This window comes from Streptomyces sp. NPDC088400 (assembly GCF_044753355.1).
Taxonomy (GTDB): Bacteria; Actinomycetota; Actinomycetes; order Streptomycetales; family Streptomycetaceae; genus Streptomyces.
In genome coordinates, this window is the sequence record NZ_JBIVMZ010000005.1 from 1 (window position 1) to 24,257 (window position 24,257).

The 24,257-nt window shown below is 71.8% G+C and carries 18 protein-coding genes and 3 pseudogenes; 11 read left to right on the forward strand and 10 right to left on the reverse strand.

What is annotated here, in order from left to right; genetic code table 11:
- Positions 1-840 (reverse strand): annotated as a pseudogene (locus tag ACIQD6_RS14055) (hypothetical protein); the annotation flags it as partial.
- 415 nt (positions 841-1,255) lie between these two features.
- Positions 1,256-1,458, reverse strand: a pseudogene (locus tag ACIQD6_RS14060) (DNA-binding protein); the annotation flags it as partial.
- A 174-nt stretch (positions 1,459-1,632) separates the two neighbouring features.
- On the opposite strand from ACIQD6_RS14060, the pseudogene ACIQD6_RS14065 reads away from it, so the two are divergent.
- Positions 1,633-2,369 (forward strand): annotated as a pseudogene (locus tag ACIQD6_RS14065) (LLM class flavin-dependent oxidoreductase).
- A gap of 55 nt (positions 2,370-2,424) precedes the next feature.
- On the opposite strand, the gene ACIQD6_RS14070 reads toward ACIQD6_RS14065, so the two are convergent.
- On the reverse strand, positions 2,425-3,444 hold the full coding sequence (locus ACIQD6_RS14070) for a LysR family transcriptional regulator (protein ID WP_401881761.1): 1,020 nt from the start codon (positions 3,442-3,444) through the stop codon (positions 2,425-2,427).
- A gap of 411 nt (positions 3,445-3,855) precedes the next feature.
- Between ACIQD6_RS14070 and ACIQD6_RS14075 the strand changes: the two genes are divergently transcribed.
- The 6 genes from ACIQD6_RS14075 (at position 3,856) to ACIQD6_RS14100 (ending at position 11,288) form a co-directional block, all read left to right on the forward strand.
- Complete coding sequence (locus tag ACIQD6_RS14075; protein ID WP_401881763.1) at positions 3,856-4,848, forward strand: aminotransferase class I/II-fold pyridoxal phosphate-dependent enzyme; 993 nt, start codon at positions 3,856-3,858, stop codon at positions 4,846-4,848.
- Between the two features lie 277 nt (positions 4,849-5,125).
- Positions 5,126-6,148: a polyprenyl synthetase family protein gene (locus ACIQD6_RS14080; RefSeq protein ID WP_401881764.1), complete on the forward strand. Its 1,023-nt coding sequence runs from the start codon at positions 5,126-5,128 to the stop codon at positions 6,146-6,148.
- 2 nt (positions 6,149-6,150) lie between these two features.
- Complete coding sequence (locus tag ACIQD6_RS14085) at positions 6,151-7,263, forward strand: UbiA family prenyltransferase (protein ID WP_401881766.1); 1,113 nt, start codon at positions 6,151-6,153, stop codon at positions 7,261-7,263.
- A complete protein-coding gene (locus ACIQD6_RS14090) occupies positions 7,257-9,023 on the forward strand; it encodes a prenyltransferase/squalene oxidase repeat-containing protein (RefSeq protein WP_401881768.1) in 1,767 nt (588 codons plus the stop codon). Before ACIQD6_RS14085 ends, ACIQD6_RS14090 begins: the two co-directional genes overlap by 7 nt.
- Positions 9,020-10,327, forward strand: a complete 1,308-nt coding sequence (locus ACIQD6_RS14095; protein WP_401881770.1) for an FAD-dependent oxidoreductase — start codon at positions 9,020-9,022, stop codon at positions 10,325-10,327. Before ACIQD6_RS14090 ends, ACIQD6_RS14095 begins: the two co-directional genes overlap by 4 nt.
- 100 nt (positions 10,328-10,427) lie before the next feature.
- Positions 10,428-11,288: a TauD/TfdA dioxygenase family protein gene (locus ACIQD6_RS14100; RefSeq protein WP_401881772.1), complete on the forward strand. Its 861-nt coding sequence runs from the start codon at positions 10,428-10,430 to the stop codon at positions 11,286-11,288.
- A gap of 185 nt (positions 11,289-11,473) precedes the next feature.
- Here the strand turns inward: ACIQD6_RS14100 and ACIQD6_RS14105 are convergent, their stop codons facing one another.
- Positions 11,474-12,487, reverse strand: coding sequence for a sulfotransferase family protein (locus ACIQD6_RS14105; protein ID WP_401881773.1), 1,014 nt, complete (start codon positions 12,485-12,487; stop codon positions 11,474-11,476).
- A 207-nt stretch (positions 12,488-12,694) separates the two neighbouring features.
- Between ACIQD6_RS14105 and ACIQD6_RS14110 the strand changes: the two genes are divergently transcribed.
- On the forward strand, positions 12,695-16,060 hold the full coding sequence (locus tag ACIQD6_RS14110) for a glycoside hydrolase family 2 TIM barrel-domain containing protein (RefSeq protein ID WP_401881775.1): 3,366 nt from the start codon (positions 12,695-12,697) through the stop codon (positions 16,058-16,060).
- A gap of 121 nt (positions 16,061-16,181) precedes the next feature.
- Here ACIQD6_RS14110 and ACIQD6_RS14115 read toward each other — a convergent pair whose 3' ends face one another.
- From ACIQD6_RS14115 to ACIQD6_RS14130, 4 genes are all read right to left on the reverse strand, one after another.
- Positions 16,182-16,517: an SCO5918 family protein gene (locus tag ACIQD6_RS14115; RefSeq protein ID WP_401881777.1), complete on the reverse strand. Its 336-nt coding sequence runs from the start codon at positions 16,515-16,517 to the stop codon at positions 16,182-16,184.
- A gap of 279 nt (positions 16,518-16,796) precedes the next feature.
- Complete coding sequence (locus tag ACIQD6_RS14120) at positions 16,797-17,000, reverse strand: cold-shock protein (protein WP_006604711.1); 204 nt, start codon at positions 16,998-17,000, stop codon at positions 16,797-16,799.
- Positions 17,001-17,339: 339 nt separating this feature from the next.
- Positions 17,340-17,687: a MerR family transcriptional regulator gene (locus ACIQD6_RS14125; RefSeq protein ID WP_401881779.1), complete on the reverse strand. Its 348-nt coding sequence runs from the start codon at positions 17,685-17,687 to the stop codon at positions 17,340-17,342.
- A gap of 291 nt (positions 17,688-17,978) precedes the next feature.
- Positions 17,979-18,158, reverse strand: a complete 180-nt coding sequence (locus ACIQD6_RS14130; protein ID WP_401881781.1) for a hypothetical protein — start codon at positions 18,156-18,158, stop codon at positions 17,979-17,981.
- A 249-nt stretch (positions 18,159-18,407) separates the two neighbouring features.
- Here ACIQD6_RS14130 and ACIQD6_RS14135 point away from each other — a divergent pair, with 249 nt between their 5' ends.
- Positions 18,408-19,562 (forward strand): sensor histidine kinase, encoded by a 1,155-nt coding sequence (locus tag ACIQD6_RS14135; RefSeq protein ID WP_401882843.1) that lies wholly within the window; start codon positions 18,408-18,410, stop codon positions 19,560-19,562.
- A complete protein-coding gene (locus ACIQD6_RS14140) occupies positions 19,550-20,194 on the forward strand; it encodes a response regulator (protein WP_401881783.1) in 645 nt (214 codons plus the stop codon). Before ACIQD6_RS14135 ends, ACIQD6_RS14140 begins: the two co-directional genes overlap by 13 nt.
- Positions 20,195-20,293: 99 nt before the next feature.
- On the opposite strand, the gene ACIQD6_RS14145 is transcribed toward ACIQD6_RS14140, so the two are convergent.
- Positions 20,294-22,894, reverse strand: a complete 2,601-nt coding sequence (locus tag ACIQD6_RS14145) for an FtsX-like permease family protein (RefSeq protein WP_401881785.1) — start codon at positions 22,892-22,894, stop codon at positions 20,294-20,296.
- The gene (locus ACIQD6_RS14150) at positions 22,891-23,718 is read right to left on the reverse strand and encodes an ABC transporter ATP-binding protein (protein ID WP_401881787.1); all 828 of its coding nucleotides are present in this window, start codon (positions 23,716-23,718) and stop codon (positions 22,891-22,893) included. The genes ACIQD6_RS14145 and ACIQD6_RS14150 overlap by 4 nt, the downstream gene beginning before the upstream one ends.
- A gap of 208 nt (positions 23,719-23,926) precedes the next feature.
- On the opposite strand from ACIQD6_RS14150, the gene cutA reads away from it, so the two are divergent.
- Entirely contained in the window at positions 23,927-24,250 is a 324-nt protein-coding gene (cutA, locus tag ACIQD6_RS14155; protein WP_401881789.1) for a divalent-cation tolerance protein CutA, read from the forward strand.
- The last annotated feature ends 7 nt before the right edge of the window (positions 24,251-24,257 follow it).

The following is a 24,257-nucleotide window of genomic DNA, read 5'->3' on the forward strand; positions in this document are numbered from 1 at the left end:
CCGCTGGTACCGCATCGGCAACCGCCAGCCCTCGTGCCGGGCCAGCCTGGACGCGTCTCGTGCTTCGGCCTCCGAGATGCCGCCCTTGGCCGTCAGCATGTCCAGCAGGCGGTCTTCCGGCGTGTCCGGGCACTGCTCGCACGCGACGCAGATCCGCCACACGCGGCCCCGGATCTCCAGCTCGACGGCATCCGGCTGGGCCGGCCCTCCGCAGTAGGCGCATCCCCATGCCGTACGAGCGGCGACCGTGGGACGGACGGTACGCGGAAGCGGGCCGACCGGTGGCAGGTCGCGCAAGAGCCCTTCCAGGATGGCCAGTTCCGCGGGGAGCGGTTCCTCCGGCCGCGGCTTCCGAACCGTCGGCGCGTCCTGGAGCGGGAGTTGAGGAGCCAGTGGACGCAACCCCAGGACGGCGCGCAGGGCATCGACACGTGCCTCGTCGGCGATCGGATGGCCCGTCACCGTGCCGTACACCTGGGGCCGTCGTTCGGTGACGCACAGCTGGTCGGTGGCCTCGGCCAGGAACCTGGCCGGGATCCGGCGCTTCTCCACGGCGGCTTTGACCAGAGGCAGGACCTTCCGGATCTCCGGCCCGTCCATGGCCAGGAGGATGCGGTGGGCGGCGTTCACCCCCTGGTCGCCGATCTGTTCCCCGCCCGGCCAGCTCCGCAGGGAGGCGCACGCCATCGCCAGGTACTTGAACGCCTCGCGTCGGCACTGGGCGGCGTAGCGGACCCTGCTCGCCTTCTCCGCCGGGCCTGCCTCGCGGACACGCCGTCGGGTGTCGTCCACCCGCGCGGCCCACTGCTCCAGTCCGGCCTGAATTTCCTTCGTCAGCATTCCGGTTCATCAGAGGGTCGTAGCGGCTCGGGCGGTTCTCGATCACGTATCGCCTTGCTGTGGACAACGTCCACAGCAAGGCGAACTCATTCTGGACCGCGGCCGCTCGACCAGTACGGCGGAACGGGGTCTGGATCACCCGTCCGAGTGCATAGCCGCCAGTAGGCCCTGGGACGAAATACTCATTCCGGTCACTGCGGCTGGGGGCGCTGAAGATCTCGCGCGAGCCTGGCACGGATCTTCAGTGCGCTCCCGGCGGAAGCCACGCGTCCTTGGCGGCGCTGCCCGCGGGCGACATCGAGGAGGTCCCTGGGCGCACGTCGAGCGCCGTACAGCGGACCTCCCATGAGCCAGGACTGAGCCAGAACGTACGGGCCGACTCACGTTCCCGGGGTGTTCGGGTCCTGGGCGTCGGCTACACGGCGACGAGGCGCACTTGTCGCCACAGAGCTTCGTCATGTCATCGATGTCCGAGGTGAGCATGACCACCGGGCGGCGCTGCCGCAGCGCCATCTCGGCCACCGCGGCGTCGATGGCGTATTTGTGGCCGTGCAGCCCGGCGTTGATCAGCATGGTCGAGGCGGAGTTGGCCTCCTCTTGAGTGTCGGACACAGGCACGGGCACAGGCGCCGGCACGGGCGGTGGCACGGGCACGGGCGGTGGGACGGGCGGTGGGACCGACGCGGATCGGGCGCGTGGACTGGACGCGGCGCTTGAGGTACTGGCCGATCACGCGCTGGTCTGGCCGGACGGTACGGGACTGCTACGTATGGCGGCGCCGTTGCTGGGTGCGTGGGACGCGCCGTTGGGGTTGGACCGGCCGCTGGCGGAGCTGCTGACGGGCATGAACTCCGACGAACTGCGGCGCATGCTGACGGCGTTGGGCATCAAGCCGCCCGGCACCAAACAGCAGCGGCTGGAGGCATCTCCTCGCCCGTCGTCGTGCTCGCGGCGGCCTCCCAGCGCACCAGCCGTATCCAGTTGGGCACCGCGGTCATCCCACTGGGCTGGGAGAATCCGCTGCGGCTGGCCGAGGACCTGGCGACCGTCGACATCCTGTCCGGCGGCCGCCTCAATCCGGGTGTCAGCGTCGGGCCGCCGATGGGATACGAACGGGTGCGGCACGCGCTCTATCCCGACACCGCCGACAGCGAGGACTTCAGCTACGAGCGGGTGCGACGGCTCATGGCGTTCGTGCGCGGGGAGCGTGCCACCGACTTCAGCGGTACGGAGGGGTTCGAGGCGTTCTCCGAGCCAGGAAGCGGCTGCCGCGCACTGCCACGCCGCAGGGGCCGGCCCGCCTGATGTTCGCGCCCGACCTCGTCGGAAGTTCCGCCGAGATCGCCGAACGGCTCTACGCCCAGGCCGCTTTCCGGGAGGTCGACGAGGTCGCGTTCGCGTTGCCCTTCACCTTCGAGCATGACGACTACGTCCAGATCCTCACCGACATCGCCACCGAGCTCGGCCCCGCACTCGGCCGGCGAGCGGAGTCGGCCGCTCCCGCCGCCGACTCCGCGAAGAAGGGCTGACCGCGCCGGTGTTGCCCGCGCGTCCGGCACGTCCGGCACGTCCCGCGCGTCCTGCTCAGGCCGACGGCCGGAACTCCGACGGTTGGATCAGGGACAGCGGCGCCACGTCGTCACGATCAGCGGCGGTGCCGGTGCCGGTGCCGTCGGTTCCGGTGCCGAGGCCGACCGCGGCGTCGGCTGCCATGCGGGCGTCCGCCGTCGCTCGTACCGCGGAGACCAGTGCCATCACCGCCGGGACCTTCATCGTCTCCGGGCGCAGTACCGCGTGCACCCGCCGTACGGGCCAGTCCCGGAGCGGGCGGATCGCCACCCGGGGGTCCTGGTACGGCGGGAGGGCCAGGCCGTGGGTCAGGGCCACCCCGACGCCGTGGGCCACGAGGCCATGGGCCGTGGCGTGGTCCTCCGTGATCGCGGCCGTCCTCGGCGAGAAGCCGATCTCCGCGCAGGCCGACAGGAACTCCGACCGGCCGCTGTCCAGGATCCACTCCTCGTCGAACAGGTCCGCGAGGCCCAACGTCCGCTGTTCGGCGAGGTGATGACCGGCCGGCAGCAGTACGCAGCGCAGGTCGCTGAGCAGGGGGATGCTCACCGTCGTGCTGACATCGTCCGGCTCGGACTCGGTCTCCGTCTCGACCACCAGGGCGAGATCCGTCGTGCCCTCCCGCAGGGCCCGGTACGCGTCGCCCGATGTCGCCTTGTCGGCCACGACGCCCACGTCGGGGCGGGCAGCCCGCAGCCTCGCCACGGCCTCGGGCAGCAGGGCGACGCAGACGCTGGGGATCGCCGAGACCCTGACCGTGCCCCGGGCCTGGGCGGCGTACGCGCCGAATTCGTTCTCCACGGCCCGCAGGGTGGCCAGGATCGTTTCGGCACGTTCGGCCAGCCGGTGCCCCGCCGGAGTGAGCCGGACTCCCCGCCCGGACCGGACGGTCAGGGGGACACCAATGGCGCGTTCCAGCGAGCGCATACGGTAACTGACAGCGGGCTGGGTGTAACCGAGTAATTCGGCGGCGGCGGTATACGACCCGGCGCGGGCCACCCCCGCTATTACGGCCAACTGCTGGATATCGAGCACGCCAACACTGTAAGAGGTGTTGATGAATGCGCGAAAAACTCTTATTGGACGTGCAGTCGTGTCGGCGGCAGACTCTCTGCAGGCAACAGCGGCGCGACGACCGTCAACCGAACCAAAGAGCCCTCACCCCGCACAACCTCGCACACGAGACGCTCGGTTCCGGGCCAACCACCGGACACCGAAGCCCGCGCCCCGCCCTGCCGCGCCCCGCCCTTCAATGCCCTCAGCACCCTTCAGTCCTTTTCCCGGCCCCCACCACGAGCGGCGGCACCGGAATCCCTCCCGGCTGTCCTGTCGCTTTTGACTTCACGGGATTCTTGCACGGAATTCCGGATTGGATGGAATATGTCCGACGAAGACGGCTGGAACCGAATGCAACCTGTGGTGGCACAGGGTGTGACATACCATCAGATGTCATTGAACGAGACCTTCTACCCGCCGCTGGAAACCGTGCGGCGAGCCGTCCTGGACACGACCGCCGAGGCGCACCGCACCCTGGACGCCCTGAGCACCGGGCTGGCCGGGACGATCGCCGGACACCTGGGGGTCCCGGCGGGGGACGTCCTCGTCGGCCCCGGTTCCGGCGCGCTGCTGCAACAGTTGTTCTCCGCCTGTACCGGCCCGGAGACCGTGACCGTGCACGCCTGGCCGTCCTGGGAGGCGTACCCGATGATGGCGGCGAACGCCGGCTCCGGCACCGTACGGGTACCGCTGCGCGACGACGTCCATGACCTCGACGCCATGGCCGACGCCGTCACCGACGCCACGGGCATGGTCCTGATCTGCAACCCGAACAACCCGACCGGCACCACCGTGGGCCAGAGCGCGCTACGGCGCTTCCTGGACCGGCTGCCTTCCCACGTCACGGTCCTGATCGACGAGGCGTATCTGGACTTCGCGGACACGGACCCCGAAGCCGCCGCCCACGGCGTGGAGTTGTACCGCGACGACGAGCGAGTGTGTGTCGTGCGCACGTTCTCCAAGTCGTACGGACTGCTCAGTCTGCGCGTCGGTTACGTGGTCGGCCACGAGCGGGTGCTCGCACCGCTGCGCGGAGTCCAGCCCTTCTTCCGGGTCAGCGCCGCGGGGCAGGCCGCGGCGATCGCGGCGATCGCCGGCCACGACGAGATACGCGTACGGTGCGCCGCGACCGTCGAGGAGCGCGAACGCCTGCGCGGGATCCTGCTGGAGCAGGGCCTGCGGGTGACGCCGAGTCAGGCCAACTTCCTGTGGCTGCCCATGGAATCGGGTGTGGAGGCCTTCACCCAGTTCTGCGCGGACCACGGGGTGCTCGTCTGCGGGAAGCCGGGCGAGGGCGTCCGGGTGACCGTCGCCGAACGCGAGGCGAACGACGCCTTCGCGCTGCTCGCCGGGAAGTTCCACGCGGTCGACGGCGGGATCTGAGCGGCCGTTCCGGTCTCCGGTGCGCCATGCCCTGGTGCCGCGTACCGGCCCTGGTGCCGCCAGCCAGCCCTGGTGCCGCGTGCCGCCACGCCACTGCGTCGCGCGCCGGTGCCACGTACCCCGCTGCATACGCCCGTCCGCCGCTCCGCCCGGACCGCACCCGTACGCGCATCCGCGCCCGCACGCGTATCCGTACCCGTACGCGCATCCGCGCCCCCGGCCCCGTACTCCCGGATCCGTCCCCCGGACTGTCGGCACTCCCGAAAATGGTGGTCGTATGACTCCGCCGTACCCGGCGACAGAAGTACCCCCCAATCTTCTCTCCACCGCCCGACCGACCATCACCCGGCTCGTCCGCGCGCTGGACGAACGCCTGCCGCAGAGCGGCGAACGCCTCCACGAGATCGCCCGCTACGCGCTCCTTCCGGCCGGAAAGCTCCTGCGTCCGCTGCTGCTCGTGGAGTCCGCCCGCGCCGTGGGCGGTGACTACGACGAGATCATCCCCGCCGCGCTCGGCGTGGAGTACCTGCACGCCGGATCGCTCGTCCACGACGACGTGATCGACGGCGACGTACTGCGGCGGGGCCGCCCGACCGTGGTGGCCCGTTACGGCGTCGAGGACGCGGTGGTGACGGGCGACGCCCTGATCATGGGCATGTTCGCGGCCGTCACCGACTGCGCCGACCACGGTCTGCCCGCCGACCGGCTGGTCGACGCCGTACGCGTCCTCGCCCGCGCCGGTGTGGATCTCTGCCGGGGCCAGGCCATGGAGGCGGAACTGCGCGGCGACCCGCGCTGCGGTCTCGACCCCTATCTGACGATGATCGCCCTGAAGACCGGGGCGCTGTTCCGGGGCGCCTGCCAGGCCGGTGCGGTCCTGGGCGGCGGGTCACCCGCCGAGCAGCGCGCGCTCACCGAGTTCGCCGAACACCTCGGGCTCGCCTTCCAGATGCACGACGACCTGCTGCCGCACACCAGCGACGCCGGGACCACCGGCAAGTCCGGCCTGAGCGACATCGCCAACGGCCGCCCCACCTTCCCCGTCCTGATGGGCTACGCGATGACCGGACCGGCCGGGCGCGACGCGCTGGAAACGGCGCTTGACGGGACGCTGCCCGCCCCGGAGGCGCTCGCAGTCGTACGGGAACTGCTGGAGTCCACCGGGGCCCTCGACGCGGCCCGGGAACGGGCCCGCGCCGAGGTGCTTCGTGCCAAGGAGTGCCTGACGGTACTGGACGACTCACCGAGTACGACGGTGCTCGCCGCCGTCGCCGACTTCTCGATCGACCGGGAGCTGTGAGCGTGGCCGGCGCGATGGCCCGCGCCTTCGGTGCGCATCTGCGGACCTGGCGGCCCTACACCCTGGCCTACCCGGGCCTGGTCGGTCTGGCCGGGGCGGCGCTGGCCGCCGGATCGCCGTCCGGCGGAGCGGCGTTCAGCGGAACTGCGTCCGGCGTACCGCTGCTGGTCGCCTGGGCCGCGCCCACCCTGAGCTGGCTGGCCGCCCACTATCTCGGCGACTACTTCGACCGTCATCTGGACGCCATCAGCAAACCCCAACGCCCCATACCATCCGGTCAGTTGAGCCCGCGTACCGCCGTGGTGTGCGGGGTGCTCTGCGCCCTCGCGGCGGCCTTCGTGACCGTACTGGCCAACTGGCGGGCGCTGTTGCTCGTGGCGGGCGCCATGGCGGGCATCGTGGCCTACAGCCTGGTGCTGAAGGGGCGCGGACTGTCCGGGAACGCCATACGCGGCGTGCTGACGGCGCTCACGGTGGTCTACGGGGCGATGACGGCCTCGGCCGACCCGCCCTGGCAGGCCGTCGTACCGTTCGCCCTGGTGTTCCTGGCGCACGACGCCGCCTCCAACCTGGTGGGCACCCTCCGGGACGTCGAGGGCGACCGCAGCGGCGGTTACCGCACGCTGCCGGTACTCCGGGGCCTGCGGGTGGCGGCCCGTACGGCGGCGCTGCTCTACCTGGGGGCGATCGCCGTCGCCGCGCTGTCGGTCCCGCTGGTCCCGGCCGATCCGGTGGGTTTCGCCGCGCTGCTGCTCCTCGCTGCGGTGTGCGGCGGCTTCGCCTTCTCCCTGGTGCTGCGCCGCGAGCTGTCGGTCACACCGGCGCTGGCGCTGCGCGCCCATGAGGTACTCGTGGCGGAACGGCTCATCCTCGCGGGCGCGGTGATGGCCGGGGGCTGGGGAGCGGGTGTCGCGGGAGCGGTGACCGGCCCCCTGCTCGTCGTCAGCCTGCTGACGCAGGGGCGGATGCGCCGCCGCCACGAGTTCCCGCCGGACGCCGGGTCGGCGGCGGGCGCCGGGGTCGCAGCGGACATCCCCGACCCGCCCGGTACGGAACTGTCCCGTACAGCTCCGTCCCGTACGGCACGACGGAAGGATGACGCCACCCCATGCTGAACCCCACCCTGGCCGAACAGGTCGACAAGGCCGTCACGTCCGGCGCCGAGGCACTCTTCGCCCGGCAGCGCCCCGGCGGGGTCTTCGCGCCCGGCCCCGACCGCTACTCCCCCGCGAACACCGCCGTGGCCCTCATCGCCCTGCACCTGGCCGAACAGGCCGACGGCAAGAACCCCGACGGGCAGGTCGACGACGGGCTGGTCGAGCGGGGCGTCACCCGGCTGTGCGAGACCCAGCGGGAGGACGGCGGCTGGGCCATGCCCGGTGTCCCCACCGAAGTGCTGTCCACCGCCGTCGTCACCGACGCGCTCCAGCTCATCGCTCCGGAGCGGGCGGCGTCCGCCGTACGGGCGGGCCGCGAGCGGCTCGCAGCGCTCGGCGGGCCGCAGGCCCTCGCCGAACCGGCGATGACCGGGCTCATCCGGCAGTTCGACGCCCTCGCCGGCCTCGGCGACGAGGCGGAGCTGCCCCGGCTGCCACTCGAACTGCTGCTCCTCCCCGGCCTGTCCCGCCGTCTGCTGAGCCTGCGCCTGCCGATCTTCGCGAGCATGGCGCTCGGCCAGGCCGCCCGGCGCCGCCAGGGCCCGCTGCGCAGACGGCTGAACGCGCTGGCGCGGCCCGCCGCGCTCTCCGTGGTGCGCCAGGCGTACGAACGCGAGGGCTCCACCGGGGGGTTCAGCGCCGACCCCTGGCTCACCAGCCTCATCTGCATCGGCGTCACGCGGTCCGGCCTCGCCCCCGACATCTCCCGGGCCGCCGCCCGGCGCCTGCGGTCCATGGCGCGCCCCGACGGCTCGTGGGACCTGATGGAACTGGACATCACCTGGTCCGGCTTCGCGGCCTCCGCCCTGCTGGAGGCGGGCCGGGCCGACGATCCACGGCTCGCCGGAACCCGCGCGATGTTCCACGAGCGCCAGCAGAACACGCCCTTCACCGCCCTCGGTTGTCCGGGCGGCTACTGGGGCTTCTCCAGCGCGCGCAGCTGGCCGATGGCGCTGGAGACCGCCGAGATCAGCTCCGCGCTGCTGCGGCTGCCCGGCGGCGCAGGCGACAGCGACGGGCACGACAGCGACGGGCACGGCGACGACCACGTACGGCGCGGCATCGCGTGGCTGACCTCCGTACAGGACTCGGCCGGGTCCTGGAGTCTGGCCGTACGCAACAGCCGGCCGGGCGGGTTCGGGCCCTGCCCCTACATGACGGCCAAGGCGGTGGACGCGCTGCTGGACTCCGGCGTGGGTACCGACGACCCGCGCGTCACCAGGGCGGTGCGCTGGCTGCTCGCGCGGCAGGCACCGGACGGCTCGTTCGAAGCCCTCTGGTACCGGGGCCGTACGCCGGGCACGGCGGTCGTACTGGAGACGCTCTGCCGGACCGTCGGCGCCACGCACCCGGCGGCCGAACGGGCCCGGGAGCGGCTGGTCGGCACCCAGCGGGACGACGGGTCGTGGGGTACGGGGGACGACGCCGAGCCAGGTACCGGAGAGGACGCCAAGGGCAGCACCGAGGAAACCGCCTGGGCGCTCCACGCGCTGCTCGCGGCGGGCCTCGGGCCCGGGGACCGGACCGTCGAGTCCGCCGCACGCCGGCTGGCCGGCGCCCAACGGCCGGACGGCGGCTGGGCCGGAGCCCCGGTGAACGAGTACATCCGGTTCTGCTACCGCTACGCGGACGACCAGATCGCCTCCGGCCTGGCCGTACGCGCGCTGGCGCGGCTGCGGACGGCGGCCACCCGGGACCCCGAAGGAGCAGCGGCATGAGCGGCGACAGGAATGCCGACGACGGTTCGCACTACGACGTCGTGGTCTGCGGCGCGGGCGCGGGCGGACTGGCCTCGGCCCGCGCCCTGGGCGGCCTGGGACTGCGCGTCCTCGTCGTCGACAAACAGCGCGTCCAGCGCCCGGTCGCCAAGGGCGAGGTGCTCCAGCCCGGGGCGCTGCGCGTGCTGCGGGAGTGGGGGACCGAGAAGCTCCTGGAGGAGCGGGCCGGGGAGCGGCTGGGGCGGCTGGTGGTACGCGACCCGTCCGGCGGTCCGCTGATGTCACTGGACTACGGCCAACTCCCGCCCGATGACCGCTGGTTGCTGGCCCATGACCATCTGGAGATCCTCGACGCGCTCGCCGCCGGCCTCGGCCCCGGTGTGGAGGTGCGCCGAGGTGTTCTCGTCGAGGAGCCGCTGCGCGACGCGTCGGGCCGGGTCACCGGCGTACGGCTCGCCGAGGGCGGGCGGCGGTACGACGTGCGCGCGTCGCTGACCGTCGCCGCGGACGGCATCTCCTCGCGGCTGCGCCGGGCCGTCGGCATCGACGCCAAGCGCGTGGACTACCCGCACCGGCTGCTCTCCTTCGAGCTGAGCGGGGTCACGCCCCGGCCCGACGACTTCTCGGCGTATCTCAGCGACCGCGGGCTGCGCCTGGTCTACCCGCTGCCGGGCGACCGGGTCAGGCTGTACGTCCAGGCCGGGCCCGACGAACTGCGCGGCGTGGACCGGGCGGAGCTGGCGGGCTGGTGCGAGCGGATGCTCGCCGAGGTGCCCGCGCTCGAACCGCTGACCGGGCCGCTGCTCGGCGCGCTGGACAGCCGCCAACTGCTCCCGGTCTCACGGTTCCTCTCCCCCACGCTGTCGGTGCCCGGTCTCGCGTTCGTCGGCGAAGCGGCGTACGCCGTGCACCCGATGGCCGCGCAGGGGATGAACACCGCGATCACCAGCGCCGCTTCCCTGGCCGGGCGGCTCGCGGACCGGCTGGACGGGGCGCGGGGCATGTCCGATGTGGACGCCTCCGTGGACGCCGCGTTGCGCGACTACCAGGAGGAGAGGCAGCCCATCCTGGCGCACGCCGCCCGTACCAGCGACAACGCGGCGCGCATGGTCACCGACCTGTCGTGGCGCGGCCGGGTCCTGGGCCGGCGGGCCGTCAGACACACCGGGGCCAATCCCCGGCTGCTCCACACCGTCACCTACAACATGTCCGGTCTCGGCCCCCGGCCGATGTCCTTCCTGGACCGCCTCCACCAGATCGGCCTGCTGCCGGACCCGCGCGCCCAGCGGGTGCCGAACGCCTGAGTGCCTGCCGGGTCCTGAGAGCCCGGCCACCTACAAGCACACACATCGCCCCTGTGCATCGACCATCGACCATGTACCGACCATGTGAGGACGGAATCCCGTGCGGAATCAGGAAATGCTCGTAAGTCCGGTGTCCGGCGCCCTCGGCGCGGAGATCCGAGGGGTAGACCTGACGGACATCACCGACCATGACTTCGAGCGGATACACGAGCTGCTGCTGCGCCACCTGGTGATCTTCTTCCCGGAGCAGTCGCACCTCACCCCGGAGGCGCACATCGCGCTGGGCCGGCGGTTCGGCGAGGTGGAGGTGCACCCCTTTCTGCCGAAGGTCGAGGGCTACCCGGAGCTGGCGCTCATCGAGTCCGACAAGGGCGGCAAGGCCGACGAGTGGCACATCGACGTCACCTTCAGCCCCAAGCCACCGGTCGCCTCGATCCTGCACCTGGTGACCTGTCCGGAGTCCGGCGGCGACACCATGTGGAGCAACCAGTACCTGGCGTACGAGACGCTGTCCGACCCGTACAAGGAACTGGTGGACGGGCTGACGGCGGTCCACGTGCTCAAGGCCCCGGAGGTCGGCGAGCTGAAGGCCGAGCATCCGGTCGTCCGGATCCACCCGGAGACCGGGCGGCGCTCGCTGTACGTGACCCGCATGTGGTCGTCGCACATTCCGCAGCTCAGCCGGCACGAGAGCGACGCGCTGCTGCAGTTCCTCTTCGAGCACTCCGAACAGCCGCGCTTCAACTGCCGTTACCGCTGGCAGCCCGGCGCGGTGGCCATGTGGGACAACCGGGCGACGCAGCACCTGGCCATCAACGACTACTCGGAGTACCGCAAGGGCCAGCGGGTGACCATCCTGGGCGACCACCCGACGGGGGACGCCCCGCGCTGGAAGGAGTACCAGCGGGCCGGGGACGAGCGCTACTGGCCCCGCCGCGTCAACGCCAAGGCCGGCTACTGACCGGCTGAGCGTGTTTGGGTGTGACCGGCCGGCTCCGAGAACCGGCCGGCTCCGAGAAGAGGAGCCGGCCGGTCGCGTACGGCCCGGTCGCGTACGGCCCGGTCCTGTACGGTCCGGTCCCGTACGCGACCCGCCCAGCTCCACGCGCTCCACACGCTCCACACGTTCTACGCGTGCTCCACGCTCTACACGCGCCCCAGCGCCTTCGCCCCCGGCTCGCAGCTCTCCCGGAGTCCGGCCAGTTCCTCCGGGGCCAGACTCGCGGTGGCGCCGCGCCGCCCGCCGTCGAGCAGCGCACGCCCGGCCGCCAGCCACTCCGGCAGCGGCTCCACGCCGAGATGACGGGCGAGGCGGGTGAGTTCCCGGTCGGGAGCGTCCAGGAGGTCCTCGTACGACAGGGACATGCGGATCTCCGCCGGGAGCGCGTCGAGGTGTTCCAGGCCCTCGATGACCGCCTCCGACCACAGCTTGCCGAACTCCGCCACGGGGACGGGCCGTTCCATCAGCGGTCGCAGATCTGCCTCGTCGTCACTGAGCAGCGCCTCCAGGTCGGCCGGCACATCCGCACCACCCCTCGCGTCCGGTACGGCGGCGGCCTGGTCCCGCATGAGCTGGATCAGGCGGAAGCCCAGATGGCGGCTCATGGACAGCGCGCAGTCGGCTCCGTCCCGGTGGAGGTGGACGAAACGGGCCTCGGGGAACAGCTCGCGCAGCCGGGGCACCGACCGCAGCGAGTACCCCGAGCGCTCCGCCACCGCCAGGCTGCCGAACCGCTCGGCCAGGACCTCGAACAGCGCCCGGTAGTGGTCGGCGACCGGGCCTCTGGGGCGCGCGGACAGCGTCGCGGCGAGCGCGTCGAACAACTCGTCCGGATCGTCGGTGAGATGGGGCAGGGTCATCATGCTGATCGCGGGGATGCCGCCGTCCCGGGTGGTGAAACGCCCGGTCGAGTCGGAGTACACGTACTCCGGCAGCCTCATGCCGTCACGGAGGAGACGGTTGGCGAACGGCCGGGGAGTCGCGAGGAGCCGCCAGAACTCCTCGCCGGTCAGGTGCTCTTCGGGGAACGCGCCCGGCTCCGCCGCGGCCACCAGCTCGCTGAGGCTGAGGACGTGCGGATGCAGGCGCATGATGCGCGACAGGGCAGTGGAACCGCACCTTCCCGTGCCTACGACGAAGGTGAGTGGCCGCGACGTCATGGTGCTCCCGTGAAAGAACGCCGGGGCCCTGCGCCCCGGTCACACGGCCCACGACTACCCAACCTGCCCCGGACACATGTTCACCGCTCGTCTTTCCACTGAACGCGCGCGAGAGGATCGGGTGCGTGGTCTTGTGCGTGGTCTTGTGTGGCGGGCGGCCGCGTCTGATGCTGGTGGTTCTTGTTGCCTTCCGTTCGGAGTCGCCACATGACTGCCGATAGTCCGAGCAATATGCACCAACCACGCCGTCGTTCGCTCCTCGTCTCCGGGGCCGCCCTCGCGGGATGGGCCGCCTTCGCCGGGCAGAAGCAGGCCTTCGCCGCAGGCCGTGCCGAACCGCCCGAGTGGGACGCGCGGCCGGGGGTCTTCCAGGTCAACCGGGAGGAGGCACGGGTCAGACTCGTGCCGTACGCGAACGCCTCGGAGGCCCTGCGCGGACGCCCCGAGGAGTCGCCCTACTACCGTTCCCTCAACGGGAGTTGGCGGTTCAAGTGGTCCGAGAACCCGGATCTGCGGCCCGTCGGGTTCCATGAACCGGAGTACGACGACAGCGGCTGGGCCCGTATCCCCGTTCCCTCCAACTGGGAGATCGAGGGCTATCCGGAGCCGATCTATCTCAACATCCGGTATCCGTGGGTCGGGTACGAGTCCCCCGAACCGCCGCGGATTCCCAGCAAGTTCAACCCCGTCGGCTCCTACCGCCGTACCTTCACGGTGCCCGGCGACTGGCAGGGCCGGCGCACGCTGATCTCGTTCCAGGGAGTGAAGTCCGCGTTCTTCGTGTGGGTGAACGGCGAGCGCGTCGGCTACAGCGAGGACAGTTACACGCCCGCCGAGTTCGACATCACCGAGCACGTCCGGCCGGGCCGCAACAGCCTGGCCGTCGAGGTGTTCCGCTGGTCCGACGGGAGTTGGCTGGAGGACCAGGACATGATCGACCTGTCCGGGATCTTCCGCGACGTGTACCTGTACGCCATCGCGCCGGTGCACGTACAGGACCTGTTCGTCCGTACGGAGCTGGACTCCGCCTACCGCGACGCCGAGTTCACGCTCACCACGGTCGTACGCGACCGGACCGGCGACGGTGACCGTGCAAGCGACAGCGACCGTCCAGGCGACCGCGACCGTGACGGCGACGGCTCGCGGTCCGGGGACGGGTACCGGATCGAGGCCGCGTTGTACGACGCGAAGGGGCGGCCCGTGCTGGGGCGTCCGCTCACCGGCCGGGTCACCTTCGAGGGCGCGGACGCGGAGGGCGGCGGGGCCAGGGACGCGACCGTCACCCTCCGGGCGGACGTGAAGGCCCCCGCCCTCTGGTCCGCCGAGGCGCCGAACCTCTACACGCTCGTGGTGACCCTCACGGACGGATCCGGACGGGCCGTCGACGTCCAGCGGACCCGCGTGGGCTTCCGCGAGATCGGGTACGGCCCCGGGGCGTACACGCTCAACGGCCGCCCGCTCATGCTGCGCGGGACCAACCGCCACGAGTCCGACCCCGACCACGGGCAGGCGGTCCCCGAGGAGCAGATGGTCCGGGACATCCTGCTGATGAAGCGGCACAACATCAACGCCGTGCGGACCTCGCACTACCCGAACCATCCACGGTGGATGGAGCTCTGCGACGAGTACGGGCTGTACGTCATCGACGAGGCGAACGTCGAGACACACGGCGTGCGGGACCGGCTGCCGGCCTCGCTGCCCGAGTGGACGGACGCCTGTCTGGACCGGGCGCGCTCGCTCGTCGAGCGCGACAAGAACCATGCGTGCGTCGTCGCCTGGTCGCTCGGCAACGAGGCGGGCAGGGGCGACAACTTCAAGGCCATGGCCGACTGGATACACGCGCGGGACGCCTCCCGGCCGGTGCACTACGAGGGCATGAACGACGTCGCAGACCTCCACAGCGAGATGTACACCAGCCCCTCGGGCGTCGAGGCGTACGGCCGGTCCGGCAACCCGAAGCCGTACCTGCTGTGCGAGTACACGCACTCCATGGGCAACAGCGGAGGCAATCTCCAGGAGTACTGGGACGTCTTCGAGCGCTATCCGAACCTGCACGGCGCCTTCGTGTGGGACTGGGTCGACCAGACGATCCGGCTTCCCGTACCCGGCGACCCCCGGCGCACCTATCTGTCGTTCGGTGGCGACTGGCACCGGGACCACCCGGGCTATCCGACGGACGGCAACTTCTCCTGCAACGGTCTGGTCGACTCGGACCGGCAGCTCCACCCCGGCATCCTGGAGCTGAAGAAGCTGTACCAGCCGGTGGGTGTCACGGCCGCCGAACCGGCCGCCGCGGGCGCCAACGCGGGCTCCGGCACCGTCATGGTCCGCAACAAGCATCTGTTCAGCGACCTGAGCGCGTACGAACTGCGCTGGACCGTGACCCGGGACGGCGAGCGCGTGCAGCACGGCACGTTGCCCGCGCCGAAGATCGCACCGGGCGCCGAGGACACCGTACGCATCCCCGTGCGCAGGCCCGGCACGCTCACGCCCGGCGCCGAGTACTGGCTGAACATCGCCTTCGTACTGCGCGAGAAGACCCGCTGGGCCGATGCCGGGCACACGGTCGCCGCCGAGCAGCTCGCCCTCGACTGGTACGCACCGGCGCCCGCCCGCCCCGCGTCGCCGCCCGCCGACCTCCCCCTCACTCTCACCGAGAACGACACGAGCGTGCGGGTCACCGGGCGGAGCGTCGAGGTCGTGTTCGACAAGCGGACCGGGACTCTCGATTCGTACCGGCACCGAGGGCGGCTGCTGCTGGCGGGCGGGCCCGTGCCCAACTTCTGGCGCGGGCCGACCGACAACGACATCGGCCGCTCGTTCCAGACGAAGGCCCGCACCTGGCGGAACGCGGGCGCCGACCGGACGGTGACGTCCGTCGAGGTCACGCGGCCGACGCCCGGCGAGGTCGTGATCGAGGTGGCCGCGACCCTGCCCACCGCACCGGCGGCCTCCGAGTGGCACACCGTCTTCCGGGTGCTCGGCAGCGGTGAGATACGGGTCCGGCACACCCTCAAGGCGGCGGCCGGCCTGCCCGATCTGCCCATGGTGGGCGCGCTGTTGACCGTGCCGGCCGGGTTCGAACGGCTCGACTGGTACGGACGCGGGCCGCACGAGAACTACTGGGACCGCAGGAGCGGCGCTTTCGTGGGCCGGTACCGCTCCACGGTCGACGAGCAGGTCGCGCCGTACGCCAAGCCCCAGCAGATGGGCAACATGACGGACGTACGACGGCTGTCCCTCACGGACCGGTCCGGGGCGGGACTGACCGTGGCCGCCGACCCGGCGGGCGACGCGGTGGACAACGAACCGGCGGGCGACGGATCAGCGGGCCGTGCTCCGGCGGGCGACGGGGCGCTGTTGGAGACCAGCGCCCTGCACTACTCGCCCTTCGACCTCGACGGGCCACGGCATCCGTACGAGCTGAAGCGGCGGGACGAGACGGTGCTCGGCGTCAACCACCGGCAGATGGGCGTCGGCGGCATCAACTCGTGGGGCGCGGCTCCGCTGGAGAAGTACCTGCTGCACGCGGGCCGCACCTACACGTACGGATACCTGCTGCGACCCGCCTGACCCGCACCCGGAGCGAGACCTGAGCCGTACCCCGGAGCGAGAACGGAGGACGTGTACCGGAAATCCCGTCAGGCGGGAATTCCGGTACACGGAAGCTGTGGGAGTGCGAGCCGGTCCACGGTCACATGGGGGCCGGCGTTCCCAGCAAGGTGGGGGCCGGCGTTCCCAGCAGCGCCGACGCGGCGGCGAGCGGCGTGAGGGCGGCGGGGGCGGGCTCGGGCTCGGGAGCCGTACGGCAGGTGAAGCCGAGACGGGTGAGCGCCCGTGTCACCTCGCCGGCGGAGAAGTCCCGGCGGTCCTGCCTGGTGATCACTTCCCCCACCTGCTTGACGGGGTAGGTGCGGCGGTCGATGATCACGGATTCCCCCGTGACGGGTTCGGGCTTGATGCCCTTCATCGATTCCCGCACCTCACTCTTGGTCAATTCGAAGGGATAGCGGGCGATGACACAGCGCATCGTGCCTCAACAAGGTCGAGAGGAAACCGGGAGTGGAGCGGGCGTACGGCTGTCACGGTCTCGGCGGTCGTTGTCCGTGGGGGCTGCCGCTGTGCGGTTCATCGAGAAGATTTCCCGACGCGGCACGCGCGCACGGAGGAATTACCGGCGGCCATGAGCCACGAGCCGTGAGCCGTGAGCCGTGACAAGCGAACGAAGCAGGAAAAGCGACGTGGCCGGGTCCCGCACCCCAAGGTGCGAGCCCCGGCCACGTCGTACGCCTCGGCGTGGGCGCCAGAGTCAGGCGGGAACGATGTTCTCCGCCTGCGGGCCCTTCTGGCCCTGCGTGACGTCGAAGTTCACCTTCTGGCCTTCCTGGAGCTCGCGGAAGCCCTGGGCGGCGATGTTCGAGTAGTGGGCGAAGACGTCAGCGCCGCCACCCTCCTGCTCGATGAAGCCGAAGCCCTTTTCCGCGTTGAACCACTTCACGGTGCCAGTAGCCATGTTTCTTTTCTCCTTCGGGGCAGTGCCGAGGCCCGCACTGTGCGAACCCCGCGTCGCCGATGATTGCCCCGCCCGGAAAACAACACCGGAAATACAAAAGCGAACCCGCCGGAACATAGTGCCCGGCAAGAACGCTGCAAGCTTTGGGAACCACAACTGCAACTGATTTCGACAGTAGCACGGCGCAATCGGTCGGGCGCGGCCCGCGATATCACTCCGCCCGCCAGGCCATAAACCCTCACCGCATATTGCTCGAAATTCTGTCCCTGCGGCCACAGATAGTGACGCGCACGAGGCCCCCGGCCGACGAGCCCGGAGAGCCCCGGGCGGCTCCGGCGGTCAGCGGTCGGCGGTCCCGCCCGCGTCCGCCGTGGGCTTGCGCAGTTCCTCGTTGAGGCGCAGCGCCTCTTCGAGCTGGTCCTCCAGGATGACGATGCGGCAGGCGGCCTCGACCGGCGTCCCGCCGTCCACCAGTTCGCGTGCGCGCGCGGCGATGCGCAGCTGGTAGCGGGAGTAACGGCGGTGGCCGCCCTCGGACCGCAGGGGGGCGATGAGCCGGGCCTCGCCGATGGCCCGGAGGAAGCCCGGTGTGGCGCCGATCATCTCGGCCGCGCGGCCCATGGTGTACGCGGGGTAGTCGTCATCGTCGAACCGATCGCTGGTGCGCGACGGGGTTTTCGGGGGCACTTGCACCTCTCCTGGCACGCGTCGAGGGGCCCCGGCGTCGTACCGCACCGGGGCCCTGAGGGGCTTCCGCGCCGTCCACCGGCGCCGAGGCGCCGGCTTCCGGGCCGTCGCCGCCCTCGTGCCGCGTATCGCTGAATTCGTCTGCTACGCCAGGAACCCTAGACACAGGGGAATCGCATGTCTACCGCAGCCACGACAGGTTTTCCTGAGCCATGGAGAGAATTAATGTGCTCGTACCCGGCACTCGTGGACGGTCCCCCGGTCCCCCGGCCCCGTTCCGTGCCGCGCCCCTCAGTGAGTCCGGACGTCTTCGCCCTTCTCCCGCGTCAGGAACAGGCCGACGCCCGACGCGATCACCACGACACCGGTGACGAGGCTGACGAGGATCTGCGTCGTCCCGACAAGGATGAAGCTGGTGACGGCGTTGGCCGCCACGGCGACGGCGAGCAGGAGCCAGAGCAGGGCCTTCATGGGAGTTCCTTCCGAGGGGCGCGGTGAATCAAGCGGTGAATCAGCAGGGCCGGCCGGGAGCCACGATCGTCTGGGGCCGGTCGGGATCGGCTGGGGTTCGCTGGGATCAACCTTGCCGTCACCGGACCGCCCCATCGATGGGGCGTCCTCCCGAACCGGGGGTGTAGCCCGCTACACCCCCGTCCGGGCAGCAGGCTCACCCGCGCCCGCGAGTACGGCGAGCCTAGGCTGACAGCCATGGGCATGGGCATGAGGGAGACAGTGCGGCAGGCGGAGCGTGCCACGGTTCAGCTGGGTACGGCGGCCGGGATCGCGCTGGCGTCGTGTCTCTATGTCGCGCTGCTGATGGTCGCCGCCGTCGCCACGTTGACCGTGATCGGCGCGGGCGTCCTGCCCGAGGCGGTGCTGCCGCTGCGCAGGCTCGCCGGCTACAAGCGGCGGTGCGTCGCCCTCTGGACGGGCGAGAAGATACCCGAGGCGTACGTACCGCTCACCGGCGAGCTCTTCGAGCGGGTGCGCAAGGCGGTCAGGGACCCGGGCACATTCCGCGATCTGCGCTGGCTCGCCGTCCACCTCTGCTACGGCCTCTTCCTGCTGTACTTCTCCCTGCCGCTGTGGGTGATCGGCCTGGCCGTGGACGGCGTGTGGTGCGGGCTGCTGGGCCGCCGGGCCGTGGTGCTGCCGCTCATCCCCCGCCTCGCCGACCTCGACGCGTCCTGGTCAGGGGCACTGCTGCTGCCGTCACCGAACGCCCAACTCGCCGAGCGGGTCGAGGAGTTGACCGTCACACGGGCGGGAGTGATCGCCGCGCACGGAGCCGAACTGCGCCGTATCGAGCGGGACCTGCACGACGGTACGCAGGCGCACCTGGTCTCGCTGTCGATGCGGGTCGGCCTCGCCCGGCGTGCGTACGACAAGGACCCGGAGGCGGCGCGCAAGCTCCTCGACGACGCGCAGCTCCAGGCGGAGCAGGCCCTCACCGAGCTGCGGCACGTCGTACGGGGCATCCACCCGCCGATCCTCACCGACCGCGGCCTCGTCGGCGCGGTACGGGCCCTCGCGGCCGGCAACGCGCTGGATGTCTCGGTGCGCGAGACCGGCGTGGAGGAGACGCCCCGCGCCCCGGCGGCGGTCGAGGCCGCCGCGTACTTCGTCGTCGCCGAGGCGCTCACCAACGCCGCGAAGCACAGCGGTGCGGAGCGGGCGTCGGTGGAACTGATCCGTACGGCACGGCAGTTGACGATACTGGTACGTGACGAAGGGCGGGGCGGCGCCGACCAGTCGGGCGGCAGCGGGCTGCTCGGCATGCGGCGCCGGGTCGCCGCCCTCGACGGCACTGTGGAACTGACCAGCCCCGTCGGAGGGCCGACCGTGATCGAAGTGGAGCTGCCGTGCGCGTGGTGATCGCCGAGGACAACGCCTTGCTGAGGGAGGGGATGGTCCTCCTGCTGACCTCCTCGGGGCACGAGGTGGTGGCGGTCGCGTCCACCGGGCCCGAGGTGCTGCCCGCGCTGCTGGAGCACCGCCCGGACGTCGCCGTACTCGACGTACGTATGCCGCCCGGCTTCCGCGACGAGGGACTGCGCGCGGCGCTCGCGGCGCGACGCGAGATCCCCGGCCTGCCGGTGCTGGTGCTCTCGCAGTACGTCGAGGAGGCGTACGCGTCCGAACTGCTGGCCGGTGGCGCGAGCGGCCTCGGGTATCTGCTCAAGGACCGGGTGGGACGGGTGGACGAGTTCCTCGACGCGCTGGAGCGGGTCGCCGGCGGCGGCACGGCGCTGGACCCCGAGGTGGTGACGGAGCTGCTGACCCGGCGCCGCGACGATCCGCTGGACTCGCTGACACCGCGCGAGCGTGAGGTGTTGCAGCTGATGGCCGAGGGCCGGGACAACACGACGATCGCGAAGACGCTGGTGGTGTCGGACCGGGCGGTCAGCAAACACATCGGCAACGTCTTCGCGAAGCTGGGCCTGCCGCCGGGTGACAGCGGGCACCGGAGGGTGCTGGCGGTACTGGCCTACCTCAACAAGGAGTAGGGAGAGGGAGCGGACCGCTCCCTCTCCCTGCTGAGGCGGTCCCGCTCCCTGCTGAGCCGGTCCCGGTCCCTACTGAGCCGCTCCCGGGCCCGCTCCCGCTCAGCGGGCCCTTACCGCGTACCTTCCCCGCAGCACCTGCCACACCGGAAGCAACGTCCCCGCCACCGCCGTCACACCGACCACCACCACGATCACCACGGCCTGCTCGGCCGGCAGGTACGGCGCCGTACGCGTCATCGCGACGCTGAAACCGACCAGCGGCAGGGACGCGACGACCGCGCCGACGACCAGCCCCGTCACCGCCGTGACGCCCGCCTCCAGCCAGAGCATGCGCCGCAGTTGGCGCCGTCCCGCACCGGCGAGCCGCAGCTGCGCCAGTTCGGGGCGCCGTCCGATCGCGATGAGCGACAGGGTGCTCAGGATGGCGATCACCGTGAAGCCGCCGATCGCCGACACCGCCGCCAGGGAGACCACTTCGCCCAGGGCCTGGTCCTCCGCCTCGACCCGTACCGGCGCGGAGTTCGGCTCCACGCGGGCCCCCGGGACGGCCGACGCCACCGCCTTGGTAACCGTGACCCCGTTGTCAGGTTGGTCCGTGGCGACCAGGACGCGTCCCGGGCCGGGCGCCGACATGTGCTTCAGCAGCTCGTCGCGCGAGAAGAGGAAGTCGCCCAGGGCCAGGGCTCGTTCGTACGTGGCCACCACCCGCAGCCGCGCCTGCGCGCCGTCCCCGAAGCGCAGTGTCACCGTCGAGCCGGGCTCCACGTCCAGGGAGCGGGCACGGTCCCGGCCGATCGCGACCGTACCGGGGCGCAGTTCGTCCACGTTCCCGTCGCGCGCCTCCGGGTCGAGGGTCCGCGTCAGCCCCTGAGGGGTGACACCGAGCGCGGGCAGCCGCTCCAGGACGGGCGAGCCGGCATCCTGCCGGGCCAGCACCACGGTGCTCCGTACGACCTCCGTCGCCGCCCGCACCCCCGGGACCTCCCGGATCCGCTCCACCGCGCCGTCCGGCAGCCCGCCCTCGGCCGACACCACGAGGTCGGCCCGCGTCGCCCGCAGCGCCTGCGCGTCCCCCGCGTGACCGACCGTCGCGCCCGACGAGAGCTGTACGCCGACGAAGGCGGTGACCAGGACGATCGGGGTGATGGCGGCGCCCAGCCGGCGTGCCGACGCCGTGCAGTTCGCGGCGGCCAGGCGGCCGGCCGGACCACCGAGGACCCGCAGCGGCACGCCGAGGACCTTCATCGCGCCCTCGGCTGTCCACGGCCCCAGCAGCGCGCACGCGATGACCATCGTCACCGCCGCCGCACCGGCCGCCGCGGCTGCCGCCGTACCGCTCTGCAAGGTGGCGGTCCCCGCCGAACTCACGCCCCCGAGCAACAGCACCAGCCCGCTGACCCGGCGCGCCCTGCCGGGCTCCTTCTCGCGCAGCGCCTCCGCCGACCGCGCCTTCGCGGTCCCCGCGCAGGCGATCAGGGCGGCGGCGCGGGCGACCAGGACGGTGACCGCGGCGGTGAGCAGGGGCGCCGCCACCAGCCAGGGAGGGAAGGGGAGTTCGAGGCCGGCGGGCAGTACGCCCCGCGCGTCCAGCAGCCGGAGGAGTCCGAGACAGGCGGGGACCGCCCCCACGGCGCCGACCAGCGCGGCGACGGCCGCGACCCGGCCCACCTCCTTGCCCACCGCACCACGCACCTGGCGTGGCGTCGCGCCGACCGCGCGCAGCAGGCCGAGTTCGTGATCGCGCTGCCGCAGCGCCTGCACGACCGTCGACGACACGACGAGCAGGGCGATGAGCACGACGGTGCCGGCCACGGAGGCGAGCAGCGCCAGGATGCCCGAACGGGCGGTCGCCGCCGTCAGGAACTCGGCGTCGCCGCGCTCGTCACCGGTCAGTACGCGCAGCGGAGCCGTATCACCGTCCGCCCGCCGGCCCACGCTCCCGGCGTCCGACGCGTCCAGGGCGTTCCGTACGCGCGTACTCAACTCCCCTGCCGGAACGCCGGGTTCGGCGACGATCCCGATAGCGTCCAACGAGCCCGGGTGCCCGGCCAGGCGGCGGGCCTCGGCCCCGGTGAAGTAGACGGCGGCGCCGGGGCCGTCGGCGACCCCGGCGACGGTGTACGTCGCGTCCGCGCCGGAGACCCGCAGGGTGACGCGCTCCCCGACGCGGGCGGTCCCGCCGCCCACGACGACCTCGCCCGCGCGTCGCGGGGCGTGTCCCTCCCGTATGCCGTACGGCGCCAACTCGGCGGCGTCCCAGGCCCGTCCGGAAACGGCGCCCGCGCTACCGGACGCGCTCAGGACTCCCACCTGGAACACGTCGTCGGCGACGGCCGCGCGCACGCCCGGCACGTTCCGTACGCTCTCCAGCACCGGCTCCGGCACGCGTACCCGCTCGGTGAGCCCGGCCGTCGCGGTCTCCGGCTCGCCGCCCCACATCTTCGCGGTGAAGCGGGTGTTCTGGTCGCCCGCGACGACGAGGTCGGCCCCCGCGTACCGCTCCACGCGCGCGTGCCCGAGTCCGGCCGACGCGAGGGCGAGCCCGAAGGAGCCGAGCAGCAGCGAGGTGAGGGCGAGGGCCGCGAAGACGGCGGCCCAGGCCTTGCGGTGAGTACGGGCCGCCCGCACGGCCAGGAACGTGGTGACCTTCATGCTGGTCGCGCCCTTGACGCTCATGTCTGTCGCACCCTTGACGCTCATGCCGCCCGCTCGCCTTCGCGTCCCATGCCCCGCATGAACTGCCGTACTTCGGCGGCGTCCGGCCGGTCCAGGCGGGCGACAACCCGCCCCTGGCCGAGGAACAGGGCTTCGTCGGCCCAGGCGGCGGCCGCCGGGTCGTGGGTCACCATCACCACGGTGTGACCGTCGCGTTCGACGGCCTGCCGCAGCAGGGCGAGTACGTCCTGCGCGGTGACGGGGTCCAGCGCCCCCGTGGGCTCGTCGGCGAAGATGATGTCGGGCCCGGTGACGAGCGCGCGGGCGATCGCCACACGCTGCTGCTGCCCGCCGGACAGCTCCGACGGCCGGTCGTCGCCCCGGTCCCCGAGCCCTACGGCGTCGAGCCCGCGCAACGCCCGGTCACCGGGCCGCGTACCGCCGAGCATCAGCGGCAGGGAGACGTTCTCCGCCACGCTCAGCGACGGCACGAGATTGTGCGCCTGGAACACGAACCCGATGCGCTCCCGGCGCAACCGTGTCAGCGCGGCCTCCCGGAGCGAGGACAGCTCCGTACCGCCGATGCTCACCGTTCCCGCCGTCGGGCGGTCGAGTCCGGCGGCGCACTGGAGAAGGGTCGACTTCCCGCAGCCGGACGGCCCCATGACGGCGAGGAACCGGCCGCGCGGCACGGCGAGATCGATGGGGTGGAGAGCGGCGACTCCGCGCCGGTACTCCCGGGCGACCCCTTTCAGGGTGAGGGCGTCGGGTACGGCGGATACGCCGGGTACGAGGTCCGCCCGTTCCGCCACCGCCACCGCTGTCGCTGTCGCTGTCGCTGTCGCGGAAAGGTGCCGCTGCCTGAACATCCGTACGCCCTCTCGGTGATGAGCCGGATCGAAGTGTCGATCGCTGTGCCACCGAAGACACTAGGAAGGAGAGGGGGCGCGAACGAGAGAGTGCCGTCCCGTCCTGATGGTGGAGCAGACTCCACCATCGGCGAGACCATCGACGGGCGACATGTCGCTGTCGGCAGGCGGGGTACGGTCCCAGCACGCCGGTACCGAAGGAGATCCCGTGGCCGACTACTTGACCGTACTCACGACGACCGACAGCGCGGAGAAGGCACAACACCTGGCCGCCAGCGCCGTCGATGCCAGGGTGGCGGCCTGCGCACAGATCGACGGGCCGATCACGAGCGTCTACCGGTGGGAGGGCGCGGTACAGACCGACCCGGAATGGCGCGTGCTGTACAAGACCACGGTGGACCGCTTCCCGGAGCTGGAGGCGCAGATCCGGAGCGTGCACGACTACGACACTCCGGAGATCATCGCCACCCCGATCACGCACGGCGGCGCCGACTACCTGTCATGGGTGAGCGAGGAAACCAGGCCCAGTTGATACGTCT

Coding starts and splice junctions, on each gene's coding strand:
- ACIQD6_RS14135 (WP_401882843.1), top strand. CDS start 18,408: ATGAGGGAGACAGTGCGGCAGGCGGAGCGTGCCACGGTTCAGCTGGGT.
- ACIQD6_RS14115 (WP_401881777.1), bottom strand. CDS start 16,517: ATGCGCTGTGTCATCGCCCGCTATCCCTTCGAATTGACCAAGAGTGAG.
- ACIQD6_RS14075 (WP_401881763.1), top strand. CDS start 3,856: ATGTCATTGAACGAGACCTTCTACCCGCCGCTGGAAACCGTGCGGCGA.
- ACIQD6_RS14110 (WP_401881775.1), top strand. CDS start 12,695: ATGACTGCCGATAGTCCGAGCAATATGCACCAACCACGCCGTCGTTCG.
- ACIQD6_RS14150 (WP_401881787.1), bottom strand. CDS start 23,718: ATGTTCAGGCAGCGGCACCTTTCCGCGACAGCGACAGCGACAGCGACA.
- ACIQD6_RS14095 (WP_401881770.1), top strand. CDS start 9,020: ATGAGCGGCGACAGGAATGCCGACGACGGTTCGCACTACGACGTCGTG.
- ACIQD6_RS14105 (WP_401881773.1), bottom strand. CDS start 12,487: ATGACGTCGCGGCCACTCACCTTCGTCGTAGGCACGGGAAGGTGCGGT.
- ACIQD6_RS14090 (WP_401881768.1), top strand. CDS start 7,257: ATGCTGAACCCCACCCTGGCCGAACAGGTCGACAAGGCCGTCACGTCC.
- ACIQD6_RS14120 (WP_006604711.1), bottom strand. CDS start 17,000: ATGGCTACTGGCACCGTGAAGTGGTTCAACGCGGAAAAGGGCTTCGGC.
- ACIQD6_RS14145 (WP_401881785.1), bottom strand. CDS start 22,894: ATGAGCGTCAAGGGTGCGACAGACATGAGCGTCAAGGGCGCGACCAGC.
- ACIQD6_RS14080 (WP_401881764.1), top strand. CDS start 5,126: ATGACTCCGCCGTACCCGGCGACAGAAGTACCCCCCAATCTTCTCTCC.
- ACIQD6_RS14130 (WP_401881781.1), bottom strand. CDS start 18,158: ATGAAGGCCCTGCTCTGGCTCCTGCTCGCCGTCGCCGTGGCGGCCAAC.